This is a genomic window from Streptomyces sp. AN091965 (assembly GCF_022698285.1).
Taxonomy (GTDB): Bacteria; Actinomycetota; Actinomycetes; order Streptomycetales; family Streptomycetaceae; genus Streptomyces.
The window spans coordinates 1010355-1030747 of record NZ_JALDMY010000001.1 but is presented as its reverse complement, the minus strand read 5'-3'; the positions used below and the strand labels follow the sequence as shown (position 1 = coordinate 1030747).

Below are 20393 nucleotides of genomic sequence, written 5' to 3'. Positions count from 1 at the left end.
CAGCCCGGTGCTCTCCGCCGAGAGCTGGCGCGAGGTCCTGGAGGACGAGGGGTTCCGCACCGGCGCCCAGCCGGACACCGGGGCCCACGTGCTGGGGCAGATGCTGCTCGTCGCCGAGAGCGACGGCCGCTTCCGCACGGCCGAAGGCCCCCAGGACCGGTCCACGCCCCCCGCCACGGCCACCGTGGCCGCTGTGGCGGCGCCTCCCGCGGACAACGAGGGCGAGCTGCGCGCCCGCACCGCCGACTACTTCGAGCGGCTGCTGCGCGAGGCCCTGCACCTGGCGGCCGGGGAGCTCGACCCGGCCAAGGACCTGCACGACTACGGCCTCGACTCCATCCTCGTGTCCGGCATGAACAGCGCCGTGGCCCGGGACTTCGAGGACGTCAGCAGCACCCTGTTCTTCGAACTGCGCACCCTGGACGAGCTCGTGGAGCACTTCGTGGAGCGGCGCCGCCCCGAGCTGAGGACGCTCTTCGGCCTCGACGCGGCAGCGGCCCGGGACGCACGGGCCGAGGCACCCCAGGCACCCCAGGTGTCTCAAGCGCCCCAGGTCTCCGGGGCCTCCCTCGCCGACCGGGCCGTCGCGTACGTCACCGGACTCGTCGCCGAGACGCTCAAGCTCGACCCCGAGCGGCTCGACGCCGACGCCGACCTCTTCGACCTCGGCCTGGACTCCATCCTCGTGGTCCAGCTGAACACCACCCTCGGCCGCGCCTTCGAGGACCTCAGCAGCACGCTCTTCTTCGACCACTCGACGGTCCGGGACGTGGCCGGATACTTCGCGGCCACGCACACCGCGCGTCTGGCCGAGGTCCTCGGCGTGGACTCCCGCCCGGCCTCCCCGCCGACCGCGCGGGCCCTGCCCGTGCGCCAGGACGAGGAGACCCGGCCCGCGCCCGAGGCCCCCAGCGGGACCGCGCCGCGCCCCTGCGGCGACATCGCCGTCGTGGGCCTCGCCGGGCGCTACCCCGGTGCCGACAGCCCCGCGCGCCTGTGGGAGAACCTGGCCAGGGGCGAGAGCGCGACCGCGCCCTACCCGGCCGACCGCTGGTGGTGCGACTGGCAGGACCGGGAGCGCCCCTGGGGCGGCTTCCTCGGCGACGTGGCCTCCTTCGACGCCGCGTACTTCGGCATCGACGAGCGCGAGGCCGCGGCCATGGACCCGCAGGAGCGCCTGTTCATCGAGACGGCGCACGGCGCCGTGCAGGACGCGGGCTACACGCCCGCGGCCCTCGCCGGGCACGGCAGCGTGGGCGTGTTCGTGGGCGTCATGAACGCCACGTACAACGGCCGCACGGCCTACTCGTCCATCGCCAACCGCACCTCGTACCTCTTCGACTTCCAGGGCCCGAGCGTGGCCGTCGACACGGCCTGCTCCGGGTCGCTCACGGCCCTGCACCTGGCCGTGCAGAGCCTGCTCTCCGGTGACAGCGCCTGCGCGGTGGCGGGCGGGGTCAACCTGCTCCTCGGCACGGACCACTTCGACGTGCTCCAGGAGCACGGTCTGCTGTCGTCCGGCGAGCGGTGCCGCCCCTTCTCCGAGCACGCGGACGGGTTCCTCGCCGCGGAGGGCGTCGGCGCCGTGGTGCTGCGCCCGCTCGCCGACGCGGTGGCCGCGGGCGACCACGTCTACGGCGTGATCAAGGGCAGCGCCGTCAACTCCGGCGGTCGTACGAGCCGTTACAGCATGCCGAGCCTGGACGCGCAGCGCGACGTCGTCACCCGCGCCCTGGCCAGGGCCGGAATCACGCCGGACACGGTCAGCTATGTGGAGGCGCACGGCACGGCGACCCCGCTCGGTGACTCCCTGGAGATCTCCGCGCTCAGCCGCGCCTTCGCCGGTGACCGCCCGGGGCAGTACTGCGCCGTCGGCTCGCTCAAGTCCAACCTGGGCCACTGCGAGAGCGCCTCGGGCGTCGCGGGCCTCACCAAGGTCCTGATGCAGCTGCGCCACCGCGCGCTCGCGCCCTCCATCAACGCCGAGGACCTCAACACCGGCATCGTCTTCAAGCAGTCGCCGTTCCACGTCCAGCGGGAGCTCGCCCCCTGGAACCCGGTCGACGCCGAAGGCCGCCCCCTGCCGCGGCGCGCGGGCATCTCCTGCTTCGGCGCGGGCGGCTCGAACGCACACCTGATCATCGAGGAATACGAGGACATGGCGGACATGGCGGACACGGCCGACGGCGAGGCACGTCCCACCGAGGCGGCGGCCGACGACACCTGCCTGGTCCCCCTGTCGGCGCACACGCCCGAGCGGCTGCGCACGGCGGCCGGACGGCTGGCCGCGCACCTGCGCGACGCGGAGCGCGAGGGACGCCCGATGCCGCTGCGCGACATCGCGCACACCCTGCAGAGCGGCCGTGACGAGCTGCCGGTGCGGCTTGCGCTCGTCGTCCGCTCCACCGCCGAACTGGCCACCGCGCTCGCGGAGTTCAGCGTCGACGGCGCCGCGGGCCCCGACCGGTACGCCGACCTCACCGACGCCGGTACGAGCGCGTCGGCGGCGGGCGGTCCGACCGGTGACCCGCACGCGGCGGCCCGGAGCTGGCTGAGCGGAGCGTGCGTCACCTGGGGCGAGCTGTACACCGGGCGCCCGCCGCGCCGCGTCAGCCTGCCGACGTACCCCTTCGCGCGGCGCGACCACTGGTACGCGCCCGCGGCGAGCGACCACGCGCGCGTGGAGCCGGTCCGGGCCGAGAAGCCCGGGGCCGCGCGGCCGGAACCCCGCCCCGGGGACGGCACCACCTCCGACGTCCGCGCCTGGCTGCGCGCCGCGCTCGCCGAGGAGCTGGACACCGCGCCCCACGAGGTGGCCACCGACCGGGAGTTCAGCGCGCTCGGCATGGCGTCGATGGGCCTGGTGCGCCTCTCCAAGCGGGTGCGCGGAGAGCTCCATGCGGACTTCGCCTCGGCCGCGCTCTTCGAGCACCGGACCGTCGACGCCCTGGCCGCCCACCTCGACGGCGTACGCCCGCGGACGGCTCCGGAGCTCCCGGCGGACGAGCCCGCCGAGTTCGTGCCGCACCCGCTCTCCGAGGGGCAGCGGGGCCTGTGGAGCCTCCAGAAGTCCGCGCCCGGGGCGAGCGTGTACCACGTGCCGCTCTGCTTCCAGGTGGCGGACCTCGACCTCCCGGCCCTGCGCGCCGCCTTCGACCGCGTCCGCACCCGCCATCCGCTGCTTTCCGCCGTCGTACGGCAGGACGGCGACCGGCTCGTGTTCGCCCGGCCCGACGCCATGCCGCTCGCGGTCACCGAGCACGAGCTGACCGTCAAGGACCCCGACGAGGCGCGCGCACGGCTGCGCGCGCACGCCAGGGAACCCTTCGACCTGGAGAACGGCCCGCTGTGCCGCCTGAGCGTCTTCCGCGACGCCCGGGGCGCCGACGCCTGGGTCCTGCTGAACGCCCATCACCTCGTGCTCGACGGCGCCTCCGCCGTCGTGCTCGTGAAGGACCTGCTCGCGGCCTACCGCGGTGCCGCGCTCCCGGCCGACGAGCACGCCCCGTACGCCGAGTTCGCCGCCGAGGAGGCCGCCCTCCTGGCCGGGGACGAGGGCGCGGCCCGGCTCGCCTACTGGCGCGAGCAGCTGGCGTCCCTGCCGCCCGCCACGGCCCTCCCCACGGACCGGCCGCGCTCCGCCCCCGACCGGGGGCGGCACGGCGCGACCGAGACCGTGCGGCTCCCGGCGGACCTCGGCGACCGCCTCGCGCGGTTCGCCCGCGAGCGCGGCGTCTACCCGTCCGCGGTGTTCCTGGCCGCGCACCAGGTCCTGCTGCGCCAGTACGCCCAGCAGGACGACGTCGTCGTCGGGATGCCGGTCAGCACCCGGCCGGGCCGCCGCTTCGACGGCACCGTCGGCCACTTCGTCACCATGGTGCCGGTCAGGAGCCGGATGTCCGGTGGCGCCACGTTCGCCGAGCTGTGCGCGGACGTCCAGGGGACGCTGCTCGACGCCCTCGCGCACGCCTACCCCTTCGGCCCGCTGGTCCGCGAGCTCGGCCCGGGCGCGGCCGACGGCTCTGCGCCCGTGTTCCGCCACGCCTTCATGTACCAGGACTGGCACGAGGACGTCACGGCCGGCACCCCCGGCGTCCGTTACGTCGAGGGCATCCACCAAGAAGGCGAGTACGAACTCGTCATCGAGGTCATCGCGCCCCACGCCACCGACGACGCCTGCACCGTCAAGGCGAAGTACGACCCCGCCCTGTTCGACGCCGCGACGGTGGACCGGCTGCTGCGCCAGTACGTCCACCTCCTGGAGTCGGCCCCGGGCGCGGACCCGCGACAGCGGCTCGACGACCTCTCAGCGGCCTCGCCGCAGGAGCTCCACACGCTCACCGTGGAGTGGAACGACACCGCCGTCGCCCAGCCGGAGCGGTGCGTCCACGAGCTGTTCGCCGACCAGGCGGCCCGCACCCCCGACGCGATCGCGCTCGTCGCGGGCACCGAGTCCGTGACGTACGCGCGCCTGGACGAGCGCACCCGGCAGCTCGCCGCACGCCTCCGCCGCCTCGGCGTGGGCCCCGGCCGACTCGTCGCCGTCCACCTGGAGCGCTCCGTCGACCTCGTCGTCGCCCTGCTCGCCACCTTGCGTGCCGGGGGCGCCTACATCCCCCTCGACCCGGACTACCCGCAGGACCGGATCGCCCACATCCTCGACGACGCCGCGCCCGCCGTCCTGCTCAGCCACAGTGCCCTGCACGGGCGCATCGCCGACCAGGGCCGGGCCGGTCAGCGGCTGCTGCTGCTCGACGACCCGGCCGCCGACCCCGCGGCCGACGCGCCGGGCACCGGCTCCGGCGACGCCGCGCCCGGCGGCGCGGATCCCGCGTACGTCATCTACACCTCCGGCAGCACCGGCCTGCCGAAGGGCGTCGTCGTACCCCACCGCGCGCTCACCAACTTCCTGTGCGCCATGGCGAAGCGGCCGGGCCTCGGCGCGGCCGACCGGGTCCTCGCGGTGACGACGCACAGCTTCGACATCGCCGCCCTGGAGCTCTATCTGCCGCTGGTCACCGGCGCCGAGTGCCACCTCAGCGACCCGGCCACCGCGCGCTCGGGCGACCGGCTCGCCGCGCTGATCGCGCGCGTGCGGCCGACCGTCATGCAGGCGACCCCCGCGACGTGGACGATGCTGCTGCACGCGGGCTGGACCAACGCCGAGGGCCTGCGCGTGCTGTGCGGCGGCGAGGCGCTGTCCGAGACGCTCAAGGAGCGCCTCACCGCGCTCGGCGGCGAGGTGTGGAACCTGTTCGGGCCCACCGAGACCACCGTGTGGTCCACCGTCGCCCGCGTCGAGGCCGATCGGCGCGTCACCATCGGGCACCCCATCGACAACACCCGGATCCACATCCTCGACCAGCGCGGCACCACGGCCCCGGTCGGCGTGCCCGGCGAGCTGTGCATCGCGGGCGACGGGCTCGCGCTCGGCTACCTCAACAAGCCCGAGCTCACCGCCGAGCGGTTCCCCGCCGACCCCTTCACCCCGGGCGGCAGGCTGTACCGCACGGGCGACCTGGCGCGGCGCCTCGCCGACGGAGCCATCGAGTGCCTGGGCCGGATCGACTCCCAGGTCAAGGTGCGCGGCTTCCGCGTCGAGCCGGGCGAGATCGAGCACGCCCTGGCCCGGCACCCCGCCGTGCGCGAGTGCGCCGTCGTCACCAGGGCCGAGCCCGCGACCGGCGCCACCCAGCTCGTCGCGTACTGGACCGGCGGAGCCGCCACCGCGCGCGAGCTGACCGACGAGCTGCGCCGGACCCTGCCCGCGTACATGGTGCCCGCCTTCGTCCTGCCGGTCGACGCGCTGCCGCAGACCCCCAACGGCAAGGTGGACCGGCTCGCCCTGGCGCGCCGGCCGATCACCCTGCCGGACGGGCCCGCCGCGGAACGGAGCACGAGGGCCGAGGCGGGCGCCGCCGGTGCCGTACGCGAGAGTGACGTACTCACCGTGTGGCAGGAGGTGCTCGGCGTTGCCGGGCTGCGCCCCACGGACGCCTTCCTGGACGCGGGCGGCAACTCCGTCCTCGCGGTGGTGCTCGCCGACCGCGTCGCCGAGCGCTTCGGGGTGCCCTTCACGTCGGCGGACGTCTTCGGCTGCGTGAACGCCGCGGGCACGGCCGCCCGCCTGCGCGCGGGCCTCGGCACGGAGCACCGGCCGGACACCGCGAGCCGCGCCGCGGCCACGCCCCGGACCGAACCGGCTTCCCCGGACCTGTCCGGGGATCTCGACGGTGCCGTCGCCGTCATCGGCGTGTCCGTCGGGCTCCCCGGCGCCGACGACCACCGCGCGTTCTGGCGCAACCTCGTCGCGGGCACCGAGAGCGTCGAGCTGTGCCCGCCGGAGGAGCTGCGCCGCCTCGGCGTCGACGAGCGCCTGATCCAGGACCCGGCGCACGTGCCGGTCCGCGCGAGCATGCGCGGCAAGGGCCTGTTCGACCACGCCTTCTTCCAGGTCTCCGCGCGCGACGCCGAACTGATGGACCCGCAGGCGCGCCAGCTGCTCCAGCACGCCTGGAAGGCCGTCGAGGACGCGGCGTACCTGCCGGAGGACATCGCGGATGCGGCGGTGTACATGTCCACCGCCAACTCCCTCTACCAGGCGCCCGTCACGGGCCCCGGCGCCCGCCGCGACTCCGAGGCCCTCGTCGGCTTCCTCCAGGCCCAGCCCGGCAGCGTGCCGACGACCGTGTCGCACCGGCTCGGCCTGCGCGGACCGAGCCTGTTCGTGCACAGCAACTGCTCGTCGTCGCTCGCCGGTCTCGCCCTGGCCTGCCAGGGCATCCAGTCGGGCCAGACCACGCACGCCCTGGTCGGCGGCTGCGCGATGTACGGCGAGGAGACCGTCGGCTACCTCTACGAGGAGGGCATGACGCTGTCGCCCGACGGGCACTGCAAGCCGTTCGCGGCGGACGCCCGCGGCATGGTCGGCGGCGAGGGAGCCGTCGTCGTCCTCCTGAAGGACGCCCGCGCGGCCGTGCGCGACGGCGACCACATCCACGCGCTCGTGCGCGGCGTCGGCATGAACAACGACGGCGCCCGCAAGGCCGGTTACTACGCGCCGAGCCTGACGGGCCAGAGCGAGCTGATCGCCTCCGTCCTCGACCGCGCCGGGGTGCGCGCCGACTCCGTCCGCTATCTGGAGGCCCACGGCACGGGCACCGTCATCGGCGACCCCGTCGAGGTGAACGCCGTGGCCGAGGCGTTCCGACGCCACACCAGTGCCACCGGCTTCTGCGGCATCGGCTCGGTGAAGGCGAACCTGGGCCACCTCGACGCGGCGGCGGGCCTCGCGGGCCTCGTCAAGTCCGCCCTCGTCCTGAGCCACCGCACGGTGCCGCCGACCATCAACCACACGGCGCCCAACCCGCAGATCGACTTCGCGAACTCCCCGTTCCACGTGGTGGACCGGCTCACCCCGCTGCCGCCCACGGAGACACCGCTGCGCGCCGCCGTCAGCTCCTTCGGCATCGGCGGCACGAACGTCCACGCCGTCCTCGAAGAGGCCCCGCCGCGCCAGGGCCACGGCACGGGTCTGCCCGGACCCCACCTCGTCCCCCTGTCGGCACGGACCCCCGACGCCCTGCGGCGCTACGCCCGCGACCTGGCGCGGCACCTCACCGCCGAGCAGGACGCGCCGGACCTCGCCGACGTCGCCTACACCTTCCAGGTCGGGCGCACCGCCATGGCCTGCCGCGCGGCGTTCGCGGCCGGGACCGCGGCCGAACTCGTCACGGCCCTGGAGGACTTCGCCGCCCGCGCGGCGGCGCCCGCGCAGGCGCCCGCCGTCCTGGACGTCCTGGACGACGAGGACCGCCGCGCCCTGGTGGGCCAGTGGCTCGCCGAGCGCAGGCTCGACAAGGTGGCACGGCTGTGGGAGGCGGGCGAGCCCGTCGACTGGCGGCAGCTGTACGCGGACGGGCCGCGCCCGCGCCGTCTGAGCCTGCCCGCCTACCCGTTCGACGGGCAGCACTTCTGGCTGCGCGCGGAGCGCCGGGAACCGGCGCAGGAGCGCGCGGCCGACGCCGTCGCCCCGCACCTGTTCGAGGAGCGCTGGGTGGCACGCGAGGCCACGCCGGTCGCGGACACCGGCGCCCGGCGCGTGGTCGCCGCCTTCCTGTCCGACCCCGCGGCCCAGGACGCCTACCGGGCCGCGACGCTCCGCCACGCGCCCGGCACCCGCCTCGTGTTCCTCGCCGAGGCCGAGGCCGAGGCCGAGGCCGGGCCTGAGGCCGGTGCCCCGGAGCCCGCGCGGACCGGGTCGACCGAGCCGTCGGCGTACCGCGTCGACCCCGCCGACGAGCAGGCCCTGACGCGGGTGCTCACCGCCGTCGCCGAGGCCCACGGCCCCCTCGACGCCCTCCACTACCTGTGGCCCACCGAGCGCGCGGACGGCCGTCCGCCGCTGCGTGAACTGGCCGACGTCGGCGCGCTGGTGCGGGCCGTGGCCGCCACCGGCCGTCCCGTCCCAGACGTCCTCGTCGCGGGCCACTTCGACGACGCCGTGGGCCAGGCGGCCCTCGACGCCCTGATCGGCTACGAGCGCTCCCTGTCCGGGCCGCTGCCCGGCACCGCGCTGCGCGTCGTGCTGCACGAGGGCGCCGCGCCCGCGAGCCGCTGGGCGGAACTGCTCCTGACCGAGCAGCACCAGGAGCGGCGGGCCGCCGCCCTGTACCGGGGCGGACAGCGCCACGTCTGCGAGGTGCGGAGCCTGCCCGGCACCGCCGCGCCCGCCCCGGCCGCGCTGCGCGAGGGCGGCACCTATCTGATCACCGGCGCCTTCGGCGGCCTCGGCCGCCGCGTCGCCGAGCACCTGGCCCGCGCCTACCGCGCGAACCTCGTCCTGCTCGGCCGCTCGCCGCTCAGCCCCGCCGACGAGACCTGGGCCGCGGGGCTCGGCGAGCACGGCGGCACGGTCGTCCGCCGCCGCGCCGACGTCACCGACGAGGACGCCCTCGTCGAGGCGCTCAGCACCCTGCCGCCCGCGCTGCGCGCCATCGACGGCGTCGTGCACGCCGCGGGCACGGCACAGCGGCACGCCGTGACGGACGCGACCCGCGACGCCGCGCTGCGCGTCCTCGCCGCCAAGGTGGACGGCACGCTCGCCCTCGAACGGGCCCTGGCCCGCACCCGGGCCGGGCGCGCCGCGGAGTTCGTCTGCCTCTTCTCGTCCAGCTCCGCGACCCTCGGCGACTTCGGCAGCTGCGACTACGCGGTCGCCAACCGCTTCCAGTCGGCGTACGCCCGCGCCCTCGCCGAGCGCGGCGAGCGACGGCTGCTCGCCGTCGCCTGGCCGCTGTGGGAGGACGGCGGCATGGGCGCGGCCGCTCAGCGCGCGGCCGACCACGACCACGTCACCGCCTACCTGGCCGCCAGCGGTCAGCGGCCCCTCGCCGCCGACACCGCGCTCGCCGTCCTCGAACGGCTGCTCGCGCAGCGGTCGGGACCGGCCGCGCCCCTGGTCCTGCACGCGCCCGCCGAGCGGGCCGAAGCCCTGGCCGAGCGCGCGGTCGCACCCGCGCCGCGCCGCACGGAACCGACGGCCCCCGCACCGGGCCCGGCCCCCGCGCGGGAGTCGGCCCCCGCGCGGGAGTCGGCCTCCCCGCAGGAGTCGGCCGTGGCGCACGACCGGCGGCGCGCGGCCCTGGCCGACGCGGTCCGCGAGGTCGTCGCGCACGTCCTGAAGTCCCCCGTGGACCAGCTCGACGACGACAGCGGCTTCCACGACCTGGGCCTGGACTCCATCCGCCTCACCCAGCTCGCCCACCGGCTCGCCGAACGCCTCGGCACCCCGCTCCAGCCGACGGTCCTGTACGACCACCCGTCCGTACGGCGCCTGACCGACCACCTGGTGCACGACACGGGGGTCCAGCTCCCCGAGCCGGTCGGACCGGTCGAGCGGGTCGAGCCGGCCGAGCCCGTCGCGGCCCCGGCGGACTCCGTGGCCCGGCGGCCCGCCTCCGACGCCCTCGCCGTTATTGGCATGAGCGGCATCTTCCCCGGCTGCCGCGACGTGGACGCCTTCTGGGCCGCGCTCGCCGACGGCAAGGACCTCGTCCGCGAGCTGCCGCCCGCCCGCTTCGGCGCGGCGCCGGCGGCGACGCGGGACGAGGGCGCCCCGGAGCCCTACCGGTGGATGGGCAGCATCGACTGGGCGGACGAATTCGACGCCGCGTTCTTCGAGATCGCCCCGAAGGAGGCCCGCGCGCTCGACCCGCGCCAGCGCCACCTCCTCCAGGAGTGCTGGAAGGCGCTGGAGGACGCCGCCCTCGGCGCCCAGGAGCTGGAGGGCCTCACGGTCGGCGTGTTCGTCGGCGTGGAGCAGGGCGACTACCAGCTCCTCGACGGCGCGGGCGGCAACCTCACCTCGCACCACGACGGCGTCCTCGCCGCGCGCCTGTCGTACTTCCTCGACCTGAAGGGGCCCGTCCTCGCGGTCAACACCTCCTGCTCCTCGGGCCTGGTGGCCCTCCACCAGGCGCGGACGAGCCTGCTCCAGGGGGAGTGCGACATCGCCGTCGTCGCGGCGGCGAACTTCGTCCTGACCCCGCAGGCCCTCGCCGCCATGAGCGACGCGGGCATGCTGTCGGCCTCCGGCAAGTGCGCCACGTTCGACCAGGACGCCGACGGCATGGTCCCCGGCGAGGCGGTCACGGCCCTGGTCCTTCGCCCGCTGGCGGACGCGGAGGCCGCGGGCGACCCCGTGCACAGCGTCGTCGCGGCCAGCGGCCTCAACTACGACGGCCGGACCAACGGCATCACGGCCCCCTCGGGCGACGCCCAGCGCGCCCTCCTGGAGTCCGTGTACGAGCGGGGCGGCATCGACCCGGCGGACATCGGCTACGTCGTGACCCACGGCACCGCCACGAAGCTCGGCGACCCGGTCGAGGTGGGCGCGCTGCACGCGGCATTCGCCCGGCACACGGACGAGCGCGGGTTCTGCGCCCTCACCTCGACCAAGCCCAACGTCGGCCACACCTTCGCGGCCTCCGGCCTGGTCGGCCTGATCTGTCTGTCGGAGGCGCTGCGCCACCGCGCCATCCCCCCGAGCCTGCACTGCGAGCGGGACAACGAGTTCATCGACTGGAGCGCGAGCCCCTTCTACGTCAACAAGGCGACGAAGGAGTGGCCCGCCCCGCAGCACGGCCGGCGGACGGGCGCGGTCAGCGCGTTCGGCATGAGCGGCACCAACGCCCACGTGGTCGTACGGGAGTACACCGGCCGGCCGGTCCCGACCGTCCCGTCCCGGCCCGCGTACCTCCTGCCGGTCTCCGCCAAGACGGAGGCGGCCCTGGAGGAGATCGTCGACGGCCTGCTCGACCGGATCGCGAGCGGCGCCCTGACGGACGCCGACCTGCCCCGGCTCAGCGCCACGCTCCTGACCGGACGCCACCACTTCCGCCACCGGTGCGCCCTGGTCGTGGGCTCCCTCGACGAGGCCGCCGCGCTCTGGCGCGCCCGGCGCCGCGCGCGGACCGCTCCGGCCGGTGCCTGCTTCGAAGGCGTCGTGCCGCGCGGCTTCACCGCGTCGGCGCAGGACACCGACCGGCTCCGGGCCGCGGCCGACACCGCCCGGGACACCGGGCTCGACCCGGCCGCGCGGCGCGCCGCCCTCGTCGAGGTCGCGCGCGGCTACGTCGCGGGGCACACCGTCCCGACCGCCGTCGCCCGGCCCGACGGACGCCGCGTGCCGCGCCTGCGGCTGCCCGCCTACCCGTTCGCCCGGAACCGCTACTGGGCACGCGCCGAGCAGCCCGCCCAGGCCTCCGCCGACGTACCCGCGACGGAGCCGGAGCGTGCCCCCGCGCCGTCCGGGGCGGAGCCCCGCAAGCCCGTCGTCCTGCGGGACCTGTCGGACGTACCGCACCGCATCGACACCTCGGACACCTCGCCCGCGGCCGCGAGGCCGCAGGTGGCCCTGACGCCGCTGACGCCCGCGCCCCCCACGCCTGCGCGGGCCGCGGCGGCGCCCGAGGCCGCGGCGGCGCGCCCCGTCACCCGTGACCACGACGTCCTGGAGGACCTCAAGGCGGCGGCCGCCCTCGACTTCGGCGGGATGGTCGCGACCCTGAACCGCACCGGCGTGATGGTCGAGCGGCTGATCCCGTACTCCGAGGAGTTCGCCGCGTACGCGGGGGACAGCGGCGGGGAGGCCCTGGACCTGGGCTGTGCGTACGGCGTGGCGAGCATCGCCGCCCTGGAGCGCGGGGCCCGCGTCGTGGCGCTCGACATGGAGCAGAAGCACCTGGACATCCTCGGCCAGCGCGTCAACGACGAGGCCCGGGAGCGCCTGTCCCTGCGCCAGGGCATGCTGCCCGACGTCGATTTCGAGGCCGCCCGCTTCACCGCCGTGCACGCCAGCCGCGTGATGCACTTCCTCGCCCCGGACGACTTCCGGCTCACGCTGCGCAAGATGTACGACTGGCTGGCGCCGGGCGGCAAGGTCTTCCTCAGCTCGGACTCGCCGTACTTCGGCTACTGGGCGTCCAAGGCCGCCGACTACGAGGCGCGCAAGGCCGCGGGCGACCCGTGGCCCGGCTACATCGACGACGTCGCCGCGCACTTCGAGGCGGCCCACGTCGTCGGCGGGCCGCCGCTGATCAACGCCATCGACCCCGACGTGTTCCGCAGGGAGTGCGAGGCCGCCGGGTTCGTCGTGGAGCGGGCCGGGTTCTTCGGCGCCGTGGGCGTGGACCGCCAGTCGTACGGCGCGCCCGCCCCGGACATGGAGCACGTGGGCGTCATCGCCCGCAAACCGGATGAATCGGCTGCTCCGCCCGCCGCCACGGCCACGTCGGCCGACGGCAACCGCATCCACTACCGGGTGCGCGGCGACGGGCCGACGGCCCTGGTCCTCATCCACGGCCTCGGCTGCGACGCGTCGTACTGGGACCGCCAGCTGGAGCACTTCGCGGACCGGTACACCGTGATCGCCCCGGACCTCGCCGGACACGGCGGCTCGGGCAGGTCCCGGCAGCGGTGGACCGTCGAGGCGTTCGCCCAGGACGTCGTGGCCGTCGTCGAGCAGGAGGGCCTCGACGACGTGGTCCTCGTCGGGCACTCCCTCGGCGGGCCCGTGATGCTGGCCGCCGAGCGGCTCCTGGGCGGCCGGGTCCGCGGCCTGGTCGGCGTCGACACGCTGCACAACTTCGAGCCCAAGGCGCTGTCCGCCGAGCAGCTCGACCGGTTCGTGCGCACCTTCAGCGAACAGCCGGTGCAGGCGCGGGAGCTGTTCCTCGACGGCGCCCGCGACGACCTCGTCGCCCTGGTCGCGCGCACCCGGGAGGAGACCGGCGCGGCCGTGGTCTCCGCCGCGTTCCGCGAGATGCTCACCTATCTCCAGGACGTGCCCAAGCACTTCGACGTGCCGCTCGTACTGATCAACTCGACGTCCTGGATGCCGACGAACCTGACCGCCGCGCGCCGCTACGGCGTCGAGGTGGAACTGGTCGACGGCGTCGGGCACTTCGTGATGCTTGAGGCGCCGCTCACCTTCAACGCGACGCTGCGGCGCCATCTGGAGCAGATCGCTCCAGGCGTCCCCGCAGGTCAGAACGGGAACGAGCCCGGCGCTCCGGTGGAAGGGGCCGATTCCTGATGCCCGCGCCACGTATTAAGATCCACGCGAAAAGCGACCTGCATCGGTACCTGCGCGACACGCTGGCCGTCGTCCTTGGAACCGAAGTGGCTCCGAGCCGTGACGACGCGTCCCTCGTGGAGCTGGGTCTCGATTCGTTCGGCTGCGCCCAGTGGCTGCACGAGGTCAACCGAACCCTCGGGCTGTCCGTCACCGTGGCCCAGGTCTGCGGTCACCCCACGTTCCGTACGTTGTCCGCCCTGTTCGAGGGCGCCATGGGAGAACAGATGAGTGCCACACCCCCTGGGTCCTCGGCCACCCGCGGCACGTCCGCGCCGGGGCGCCCGGACATCGCCGCGCACCTGCGCGAGAGCCTCGCGGCGGAGCTCGAACTCGTCGCGGCGGACATCGACGACGAGGCGCCCTTCGTGGAGCTGGGCCTCGACTCGATCACGGGTGTCACCTGGACCCGGAAGCTGAACACGCACTTCCAGCTGTCGCTCTCCGCGACCCAGGTCTACAGCCACCCCACGGTCGACGACCTCGCGGGGCACCTCGCCGAGCTGCTCGGCGCGGGCCCGGCGCCCGCCGAGGCCCCCGCGCCGGTGGCCGCGCCAGCGCCGGTGGCCGTGAAGGAGGCGGAGCCCGCGCCCGCCGAGGCCCCCGCGCCCGCCGCCGAGGCCGCGCCCGCCGCTGAGGCCGCGCTCGCCGCGTGGCTGCGGGCCAGCCTCGCCAAGGAGCTGGAGCTCACCGCGTCCGAACTCGACGACGACGCGCCCTTCGTGGAGCTGGGCCTCGACTCGATCTCCGGCGTCACCTGGACCCGGACCCTCAACACGCGGCTGCGGCTCTCGCTGTCCGCGACCACGGTGTACGGACATCCGACGATCAGCGACCTGGCGGGGTACCTGACGCGGGAGCACGGCGCCGCGGCCCCCGACGCGGCGGTACAGGCCCGGCCCGAGCCCACCACCGTGGCAGGGGAGCCCACGCCGGAGCCGGAGCCGGAGCCGGAGCCGGAGCCGGAGCCGGTGCCCGTGCCCGTGCCTGCCGCCGTCGAGCGGGAGCCCGCGCCCACCGCCCCCGTCGCGCCCGAGCCCGCCGTAGCGCCCGAGCGCCCGGTCACGCCCGCGCCCGCGCCGCAGCCCACCGCCGAGCCGACCCCGGAACCCGGCACCGAGCCCGCCGCCGGGCCCCAGCGGGTCCCCGGCCTCGTGGACATCGCCGTCATCGGCATGTCCGGTGCCTTCCCCAAGGCGGAGGACCTCGACGCCTTCTGGCAGAACGTCCTCGACGGCCGCGACTGCATATCCGAGGTCCCGGCCTCGCGCTGGCCCGTGGAGAGGTTCTACGACGAGCGGCCCGGCGTGCCCGGCAAGTCCTCCAGCAAGTGGATGGGCGTCCTGGAGCACGCGGACCGGTTCGACCCGCTCTTCTTCTCCATCTCGCCGGGCGAGGCCGCGGCCATGGACCCCCAGCAGCGCGTCCTGCTCCAGGAGAGCTGGCGCTGCGTCGAGGAGGCGGGCTACGACCCCGACGACCTCTCCGGCACCCAGTGCGGCGTCTTCGTCGGCTGCTCCGTGAACGGCTACGGCGCCACGGCCGACGCGTCCGGCCTGAGCGCGCACCAGAACCTCGGCACCAACAGCGCCATCCTCGCCAGCCGCATCTCCTACGCCCTGAACCTCAAGGGCCCCTGCCTGTCCATCGACACCTCCTGCTCGTCGTCGCTTGTGGCCATCGCCCAGGCCTGCGACAGCCTCTGCCTCGGTGACAGCGACACCGCGCTCGCGGGCGGCGTCTGGGTCATCCCCGGCCCCGGCGTCCACGTGGCCATGAGCCAGCTGCGGGCTCTGTCGCCCGACGGCCGCTGCTACGCGTTCGACGAGCGCGCCAACGGCTTCGTACCGGCTGAGGGCGTCGGCGTGGTCCTCCTGAAGCGGCTCGCCGACGCACAGGCGGACGGCGACCGGATCCACGCCGTCATCAAGGGCTGGGGCGTGAACCAGGACGGCAGGTCCAACGGCATCACCGCCCCCAACGCCGAGGCCCAGGCCCGGCTCCAGAAGCACGTGTACGACAAGTTCGGCATCGACCCCGGCGACATCGAGCTCGTCGAGGCGCACGGCACCGGCACCGCCCTGGGCGACCCCGTCGAGATCGACGGCCTCGTCGACAGCTTCACCGCGCGCACCGACCGCCGCGGCCACTGCGCGATCGGCTCGGTGAAGAGCAACATCGGCCACACCGCGTGCGCCGCGGGCGTCGCCGGAGTCCTCAAGGCCACCCTCGCCCTGGAGCACGCGACGCTGCCGCCGACCGCCCAGTACGAGCGCCTCAACGAGCACATCGACCTGGACGGCACGCCCTTCTACGTCAACACCCGGGCGCGCGCGTGGCGGCCCGCCGACCGGCCGCGCCTGGCCGCCGTCAGCTCCTTCGGCTACAGCGGCACGAACGCCCACGTCGTCCTGGCCGAGGCCCCTGAGGCCGCCCCGGCGGCCGAACAGCACGACGGCTCCCGCCTGATCGCGCTGTCCGCCCGCACGGCCGACCAGCTCACGGACCGGGCACGGCAGCTCGCCGCCCACCTCGAAGCGCACCCCGGCCTGAGCCTGCGCGACGTCAGCCACACCCTGGGCCGGGGCCGCAAGCACTTCCGCCACCGCCTCGCGTTCGTCGCCGACACCACGGCGGGAGCCGCCGCGCGGCTGCGCACCTGGCTGGAGACCGGCAGCGCGCCGTCGGCGTACGCGGGTGACCACAAGCCCCAGCGCCCGGCCCGGCCGGACGTGCGGGCGGCCCGGGAACTGACCGACCCGGACCGGCTCCTGACGCTCGCCGAGGAGTACGCCCGGGGCGCGGCCGTCGCCTTCGAGCTCCTGTACGCGCCCGACCGGCGCCCGGCCCGCCTCTCCCTGCCCACGTACCCGTTCGCGCAGGACTCCTACTGGCTGTCCGACGAAGCCCCCGCGGCAGCCGCCGACGCCCCGTCGTCCCAGGTCCCGCACCGCCAGGACGCCCCCGGGGACCTGCTGGTCCTTGAGCCGTGCTGGACTCCGCTGCCCACGCTGTCCGCCGCCCCCGACGCCGAACCGGCCGAGCGGGTCGTCTGGCTCGTCGGCCCCGGAGCCGACGCGGCCGGGAAGGCGCTGCGCACCCGGCTGCCCCGCACCGTCGTCCTGCACACGTCCGAGGTGGCCGCGGACCGTCCGCTGGACGTCGCGTACGCCCGTCTGACGCGGGACGTCCTGGGCGAGCTGCGCACCCTGATCGCGGCCGGGGACCTGCCGGACGGCGGCCTCACACAGATCGTCGTCCTGGGACACGGCTCTCCGGCCGCCCAGGTGCTGACCGGCGTGTCCGGGCTGCTGCGCACGGCCGCCCTGGAACACCCGTGGCTGCGCACCCAGCTCCTGGAACACCTCGACCCCTTCGACGCCGCCGACGAGCGGTCCGCGGCGGCGCTCGCCGAAGCCGTCGAGGCGGGCGCCCGCGCCCACACCGAGCCGCACGTCCGCCAGCAGGGCGGCCTGCGGTACGCCGGGCGGCTCACCGAGGCCGAGGCGCGGCCCGCGCACGGGACCGCCGCGTCGCCGTGGCGCGACGGCGGCGTCCACCTGATCACCGGTGGCACCGGCGGGCTCGGCCTGCACGTCGCCCGGGAGCTGTCCCGCGCCCTGCGCACCGGCACGGTCGTCCTCGTCGGCCGCTCCACGCCCGACGACGCACGGCCGCGCCTCGCCGACCTCGCGGCGCCCGGCGTCACCGTCGAGTACCGGCAGGCGGACGTCACCGACCGGCAGGCCGTCGACGCGCTCGTCGCGGACGTCGTCTCCCGCCACGGCGCGCTGCACGGCGTCGTGCACTGCGCCGGAGTGCTCCGCGACGGCTACCTCGCCACCAAGAAGGACGGCGACCTGGCCGCCGTCCTCGCCCCCAAGACCACCGGCCTGGTCAACCTCGACGAGGCCACCGCCGGGCAGCCCCTCGACCACCTGGTCGTGTTCTCCTCCACGGCGGCCGCGCTCGGCAGCCCGGGACAGGGCGACTACGCCGCGGCCAACGCGTTCCTCGACGCCTACGTCGCCCACCGCGCCGACCTCGCCGCACGCGGCCTCAGGTCCGGCCGCTCCGTGTCCGTCGGCTGGCCGCTGTGGGCCGACGGCGGCATGCGGCTCGACGACGCCGCCCTCGAAGGGCTGCGCGGGATCGGCGTGACGCCCCTGCCAACCGAGGTCGGCCTCAGGGCCCTGACCGAGGCCGTCGCGGGCGACTCCCGCCACACCCTCCTGCTCTGCGGCGACCGCGCACGGCTGCTCGACCGCCTGTCCGCGCGGATCACCACGGAGCGGCCGCTGCCCGCCCCGGCCACGGAGGCGCCCGCCACCGCGGCGCGCCCCTCCCGCGACGCGTGGGAGCGCACGCTGGTCGCCGCCGTGTCCGAGCAGCTGAAGGTCCCCGCCGAAGAGATCGACGGGGACGGGGAGTTCGGTGAGTACGGCTTCGACTCCATCAGCCTGACCGAGCTCGCGCGGCGGCTCAACGACGACCACGGGCTGAGCCTCGCGCCCACCGTCTTCTTCGAGCACACCACCGTGGGCGCGCTCGCGGCCCACATCGCCGGGCACGCGCCCACGACGCCCGCCGACCACCGCGCCCCGGCCGCGGAGCCCGCGCCGGTCACGGCATCCGCCCCGGTCGCGGCGCCCGGCCCCGACGCGATCCGGCAGGCCGTGATCGCGGAGGTGTCCGGACAGCTGAAGGTCCCCGCCGAGGAGATCGAGGGCGACGGGGAGTTCGGTGAGTACGGCTTCGACTCCATCAGCCTGACCGAGCTCGCGAACCGCCTCGGCGACCGGTTCGGCACGCACCTGGCGCCCACGGTGTTCTTCGAGCACCGGACCGTGGACAGCGTGGCGGCACACCTGGCGGCCACGGCACCCGCACCGACGGCCCCGGCCGCGGAGGCCGCGTACGAGACCGAGTCGTACGAGGAGCAGCCGCAAGAGGCGCACCCCTCCGAGCCCGCGGCCCACGAGCCCGCCGCCGACGGACTCGGCGCCGCCGAGCCCATCGCCGTCATCGGCATGAGCGGCAGCTTCCCGCAGGCGCCCGACCTGTCGGCGTTCTGGGACAACCTGCGCGCGGGCAAGGACTGCATCACGGAGATACCCGAGGACCGCTGGGACTGGCGCGCCCTGGAGCAGGACCCGGACGTCCCGCGCGGCAAGAAGCCCGTGCGCTGGGGCGGGTTCCTCGACGGCGTCGACCGGTTCGACCCGCTGTTCTTCGGCATCTCGCCCCGCGAGGCGCGCACCATGGACCCGCAGCAGCGGCTGCTGCTCACCCACGCCTGGCAGGCCCTCGAGGACGCCGGGTACGCGCCCTCCGGCCTGGCGGGAAGCGACACCGCCGTCCTGATCGGCACCGCGCCGAGCGGCTACGGCAGCCTCGTCATGGGGGAGCGGGCCGGCGAGGACGGCTACGCCGCGACCGGCGTCTCCGGCTCCGTGGGCCCCAACCGCGTCAGTTACCTGCTCGACCTGCACGGCCCCAGCGAGCCCGTGGAGACGGCGTGTTCGAGCTCGCTCGTCGCGCTGCACCGCGGTGTCGAGCTGCTGCGCTCGGGCCGCAGCGGCCTCGCGCTCGTCGGCGGCGTCAACACCATCGTCAGCCCCGACCTGCACATCGGCTACAGCCGCGCGGGCATGCTGTGCGAGGACGGCCGCTGCAAGACGTTCTCCGCGCGGGCCAACGGGTACGTACGGGGCGAGGGCGTCGGCGTCCTGGTCCTGAAGCCGCTGCGCCACGCCCGGCGCGACGGCGACCGGATCCTCGGTGTCATCCGCGGCAGCGCCGTCAACCACGGGGGCCGCGCCCACTCCCTGACCGCGCCCAACCCGCGCGCCCAGGCGGACCTCCTCAAGAGCGCCTACCGCGACGCGGGCGTCGACCCGCGCACCGTCACCTACGTCGAGGCGCACGGCACCGGCACCGAACTCGGCGACCCCGTCGAGCTGAACGGCCTCAAGAGCGCCTTCGGCGAGCTGTACGCGGAGACGGCGGGAGCGCCCGGTCACCTCGACGCACCGGCCCGCTGCGGCCTCGGCTCGGTCAAGAGCAACATCGGGCACCTGGAGCTGGCCGCGGGCGTCGCCGGAGTCATCAAGGTGCTGCTCCAGATGCGCCACGCCACCCTGGTCGAGAGCCTGCACTGCGCGGACCTCAACCCGTATCTGGACTTCACGGACAGCCCGTTCGAGGTCGTCCGCGAGCGGCGGCCGTGGCAGCGGGCCCACGACGCCGAGGGCCGGGCGCTGCCGCGCCGGGCGGGGGTCAGCTCCTTCGGCTTCGGCGGCGTCAACGCGCACGTCGTCATCGAGGAGTACGCCGAGGAGCACGACGAAGGCCACGACGCGGCCGGTCACGGACACGAGCGGCACCACCGCACCGAGGAGCACGGGGGACACGCGGCCATGGCATCGCACGCCGACGCGCACACGGGCACCGCGCCCCCGGCCGGCGCACCCGCCCCTGCCGTGGCGCTGATCCCGCTGTCCGCGCGCACCGAGGAGCAGCTCGTCGCCCGGGCCCGCGCGCTGCGCGACCACCTCAGGGCCGGGCACGTCGCCGCCGGGCGCCTCGCCGACCTCGCGTTCACCCTCCAGGTGGGCCGCGACGCGATGGAGGAGCGGCTCGCGACCCGGGTCACCTCGCTCGCCGACCTGGAGCGCAGGCTCACGTCGTTCGTGGCGGACCCGGGCGCCCACGAGGGCTGGCACCGCGGCACGGTCTCCCGCAGGACGGGCGGCAC

2 protein-coding genes (both cut by a window edge) are annotated in these 20393 nt (G+C 75.6%); both read left to right on the top strand.

The annotated features are described in order from the left end of the window. Positions 1–13597, top strand: partial view of a non-ribosomal peptide synthetase gene (locus MQV74_RS03935; protein ID WP_242714608.1) — the 3' portion only. It extends 8579 nt beyond the left edge of the window; the window shows 13597 of its 22176 coding nt (coding positions 8580–22176); its start codon lies off the left edge, out of view; the stop codon is at positions 13595–13597. Next, positions 13597–20393, top strand: the 5' end (the start) of a protein-coding gene (locus MQV74_RS03930) for an SDR family NAD(P)-dependent oxidoreductase (RefSeq protein ID WP_278194081.1). Its footprint extends 7426 nt past the window's final position; only the first 6797 of its 14223 coding nucleotides appear in the window; it begins with the start codon at positions 13597–13599; its stop codon lies off the right edge, out of view. Before MQV74_RS03935 ends, MQV74_RS03930 begins: the two co-directional genes overlap by 1 nt.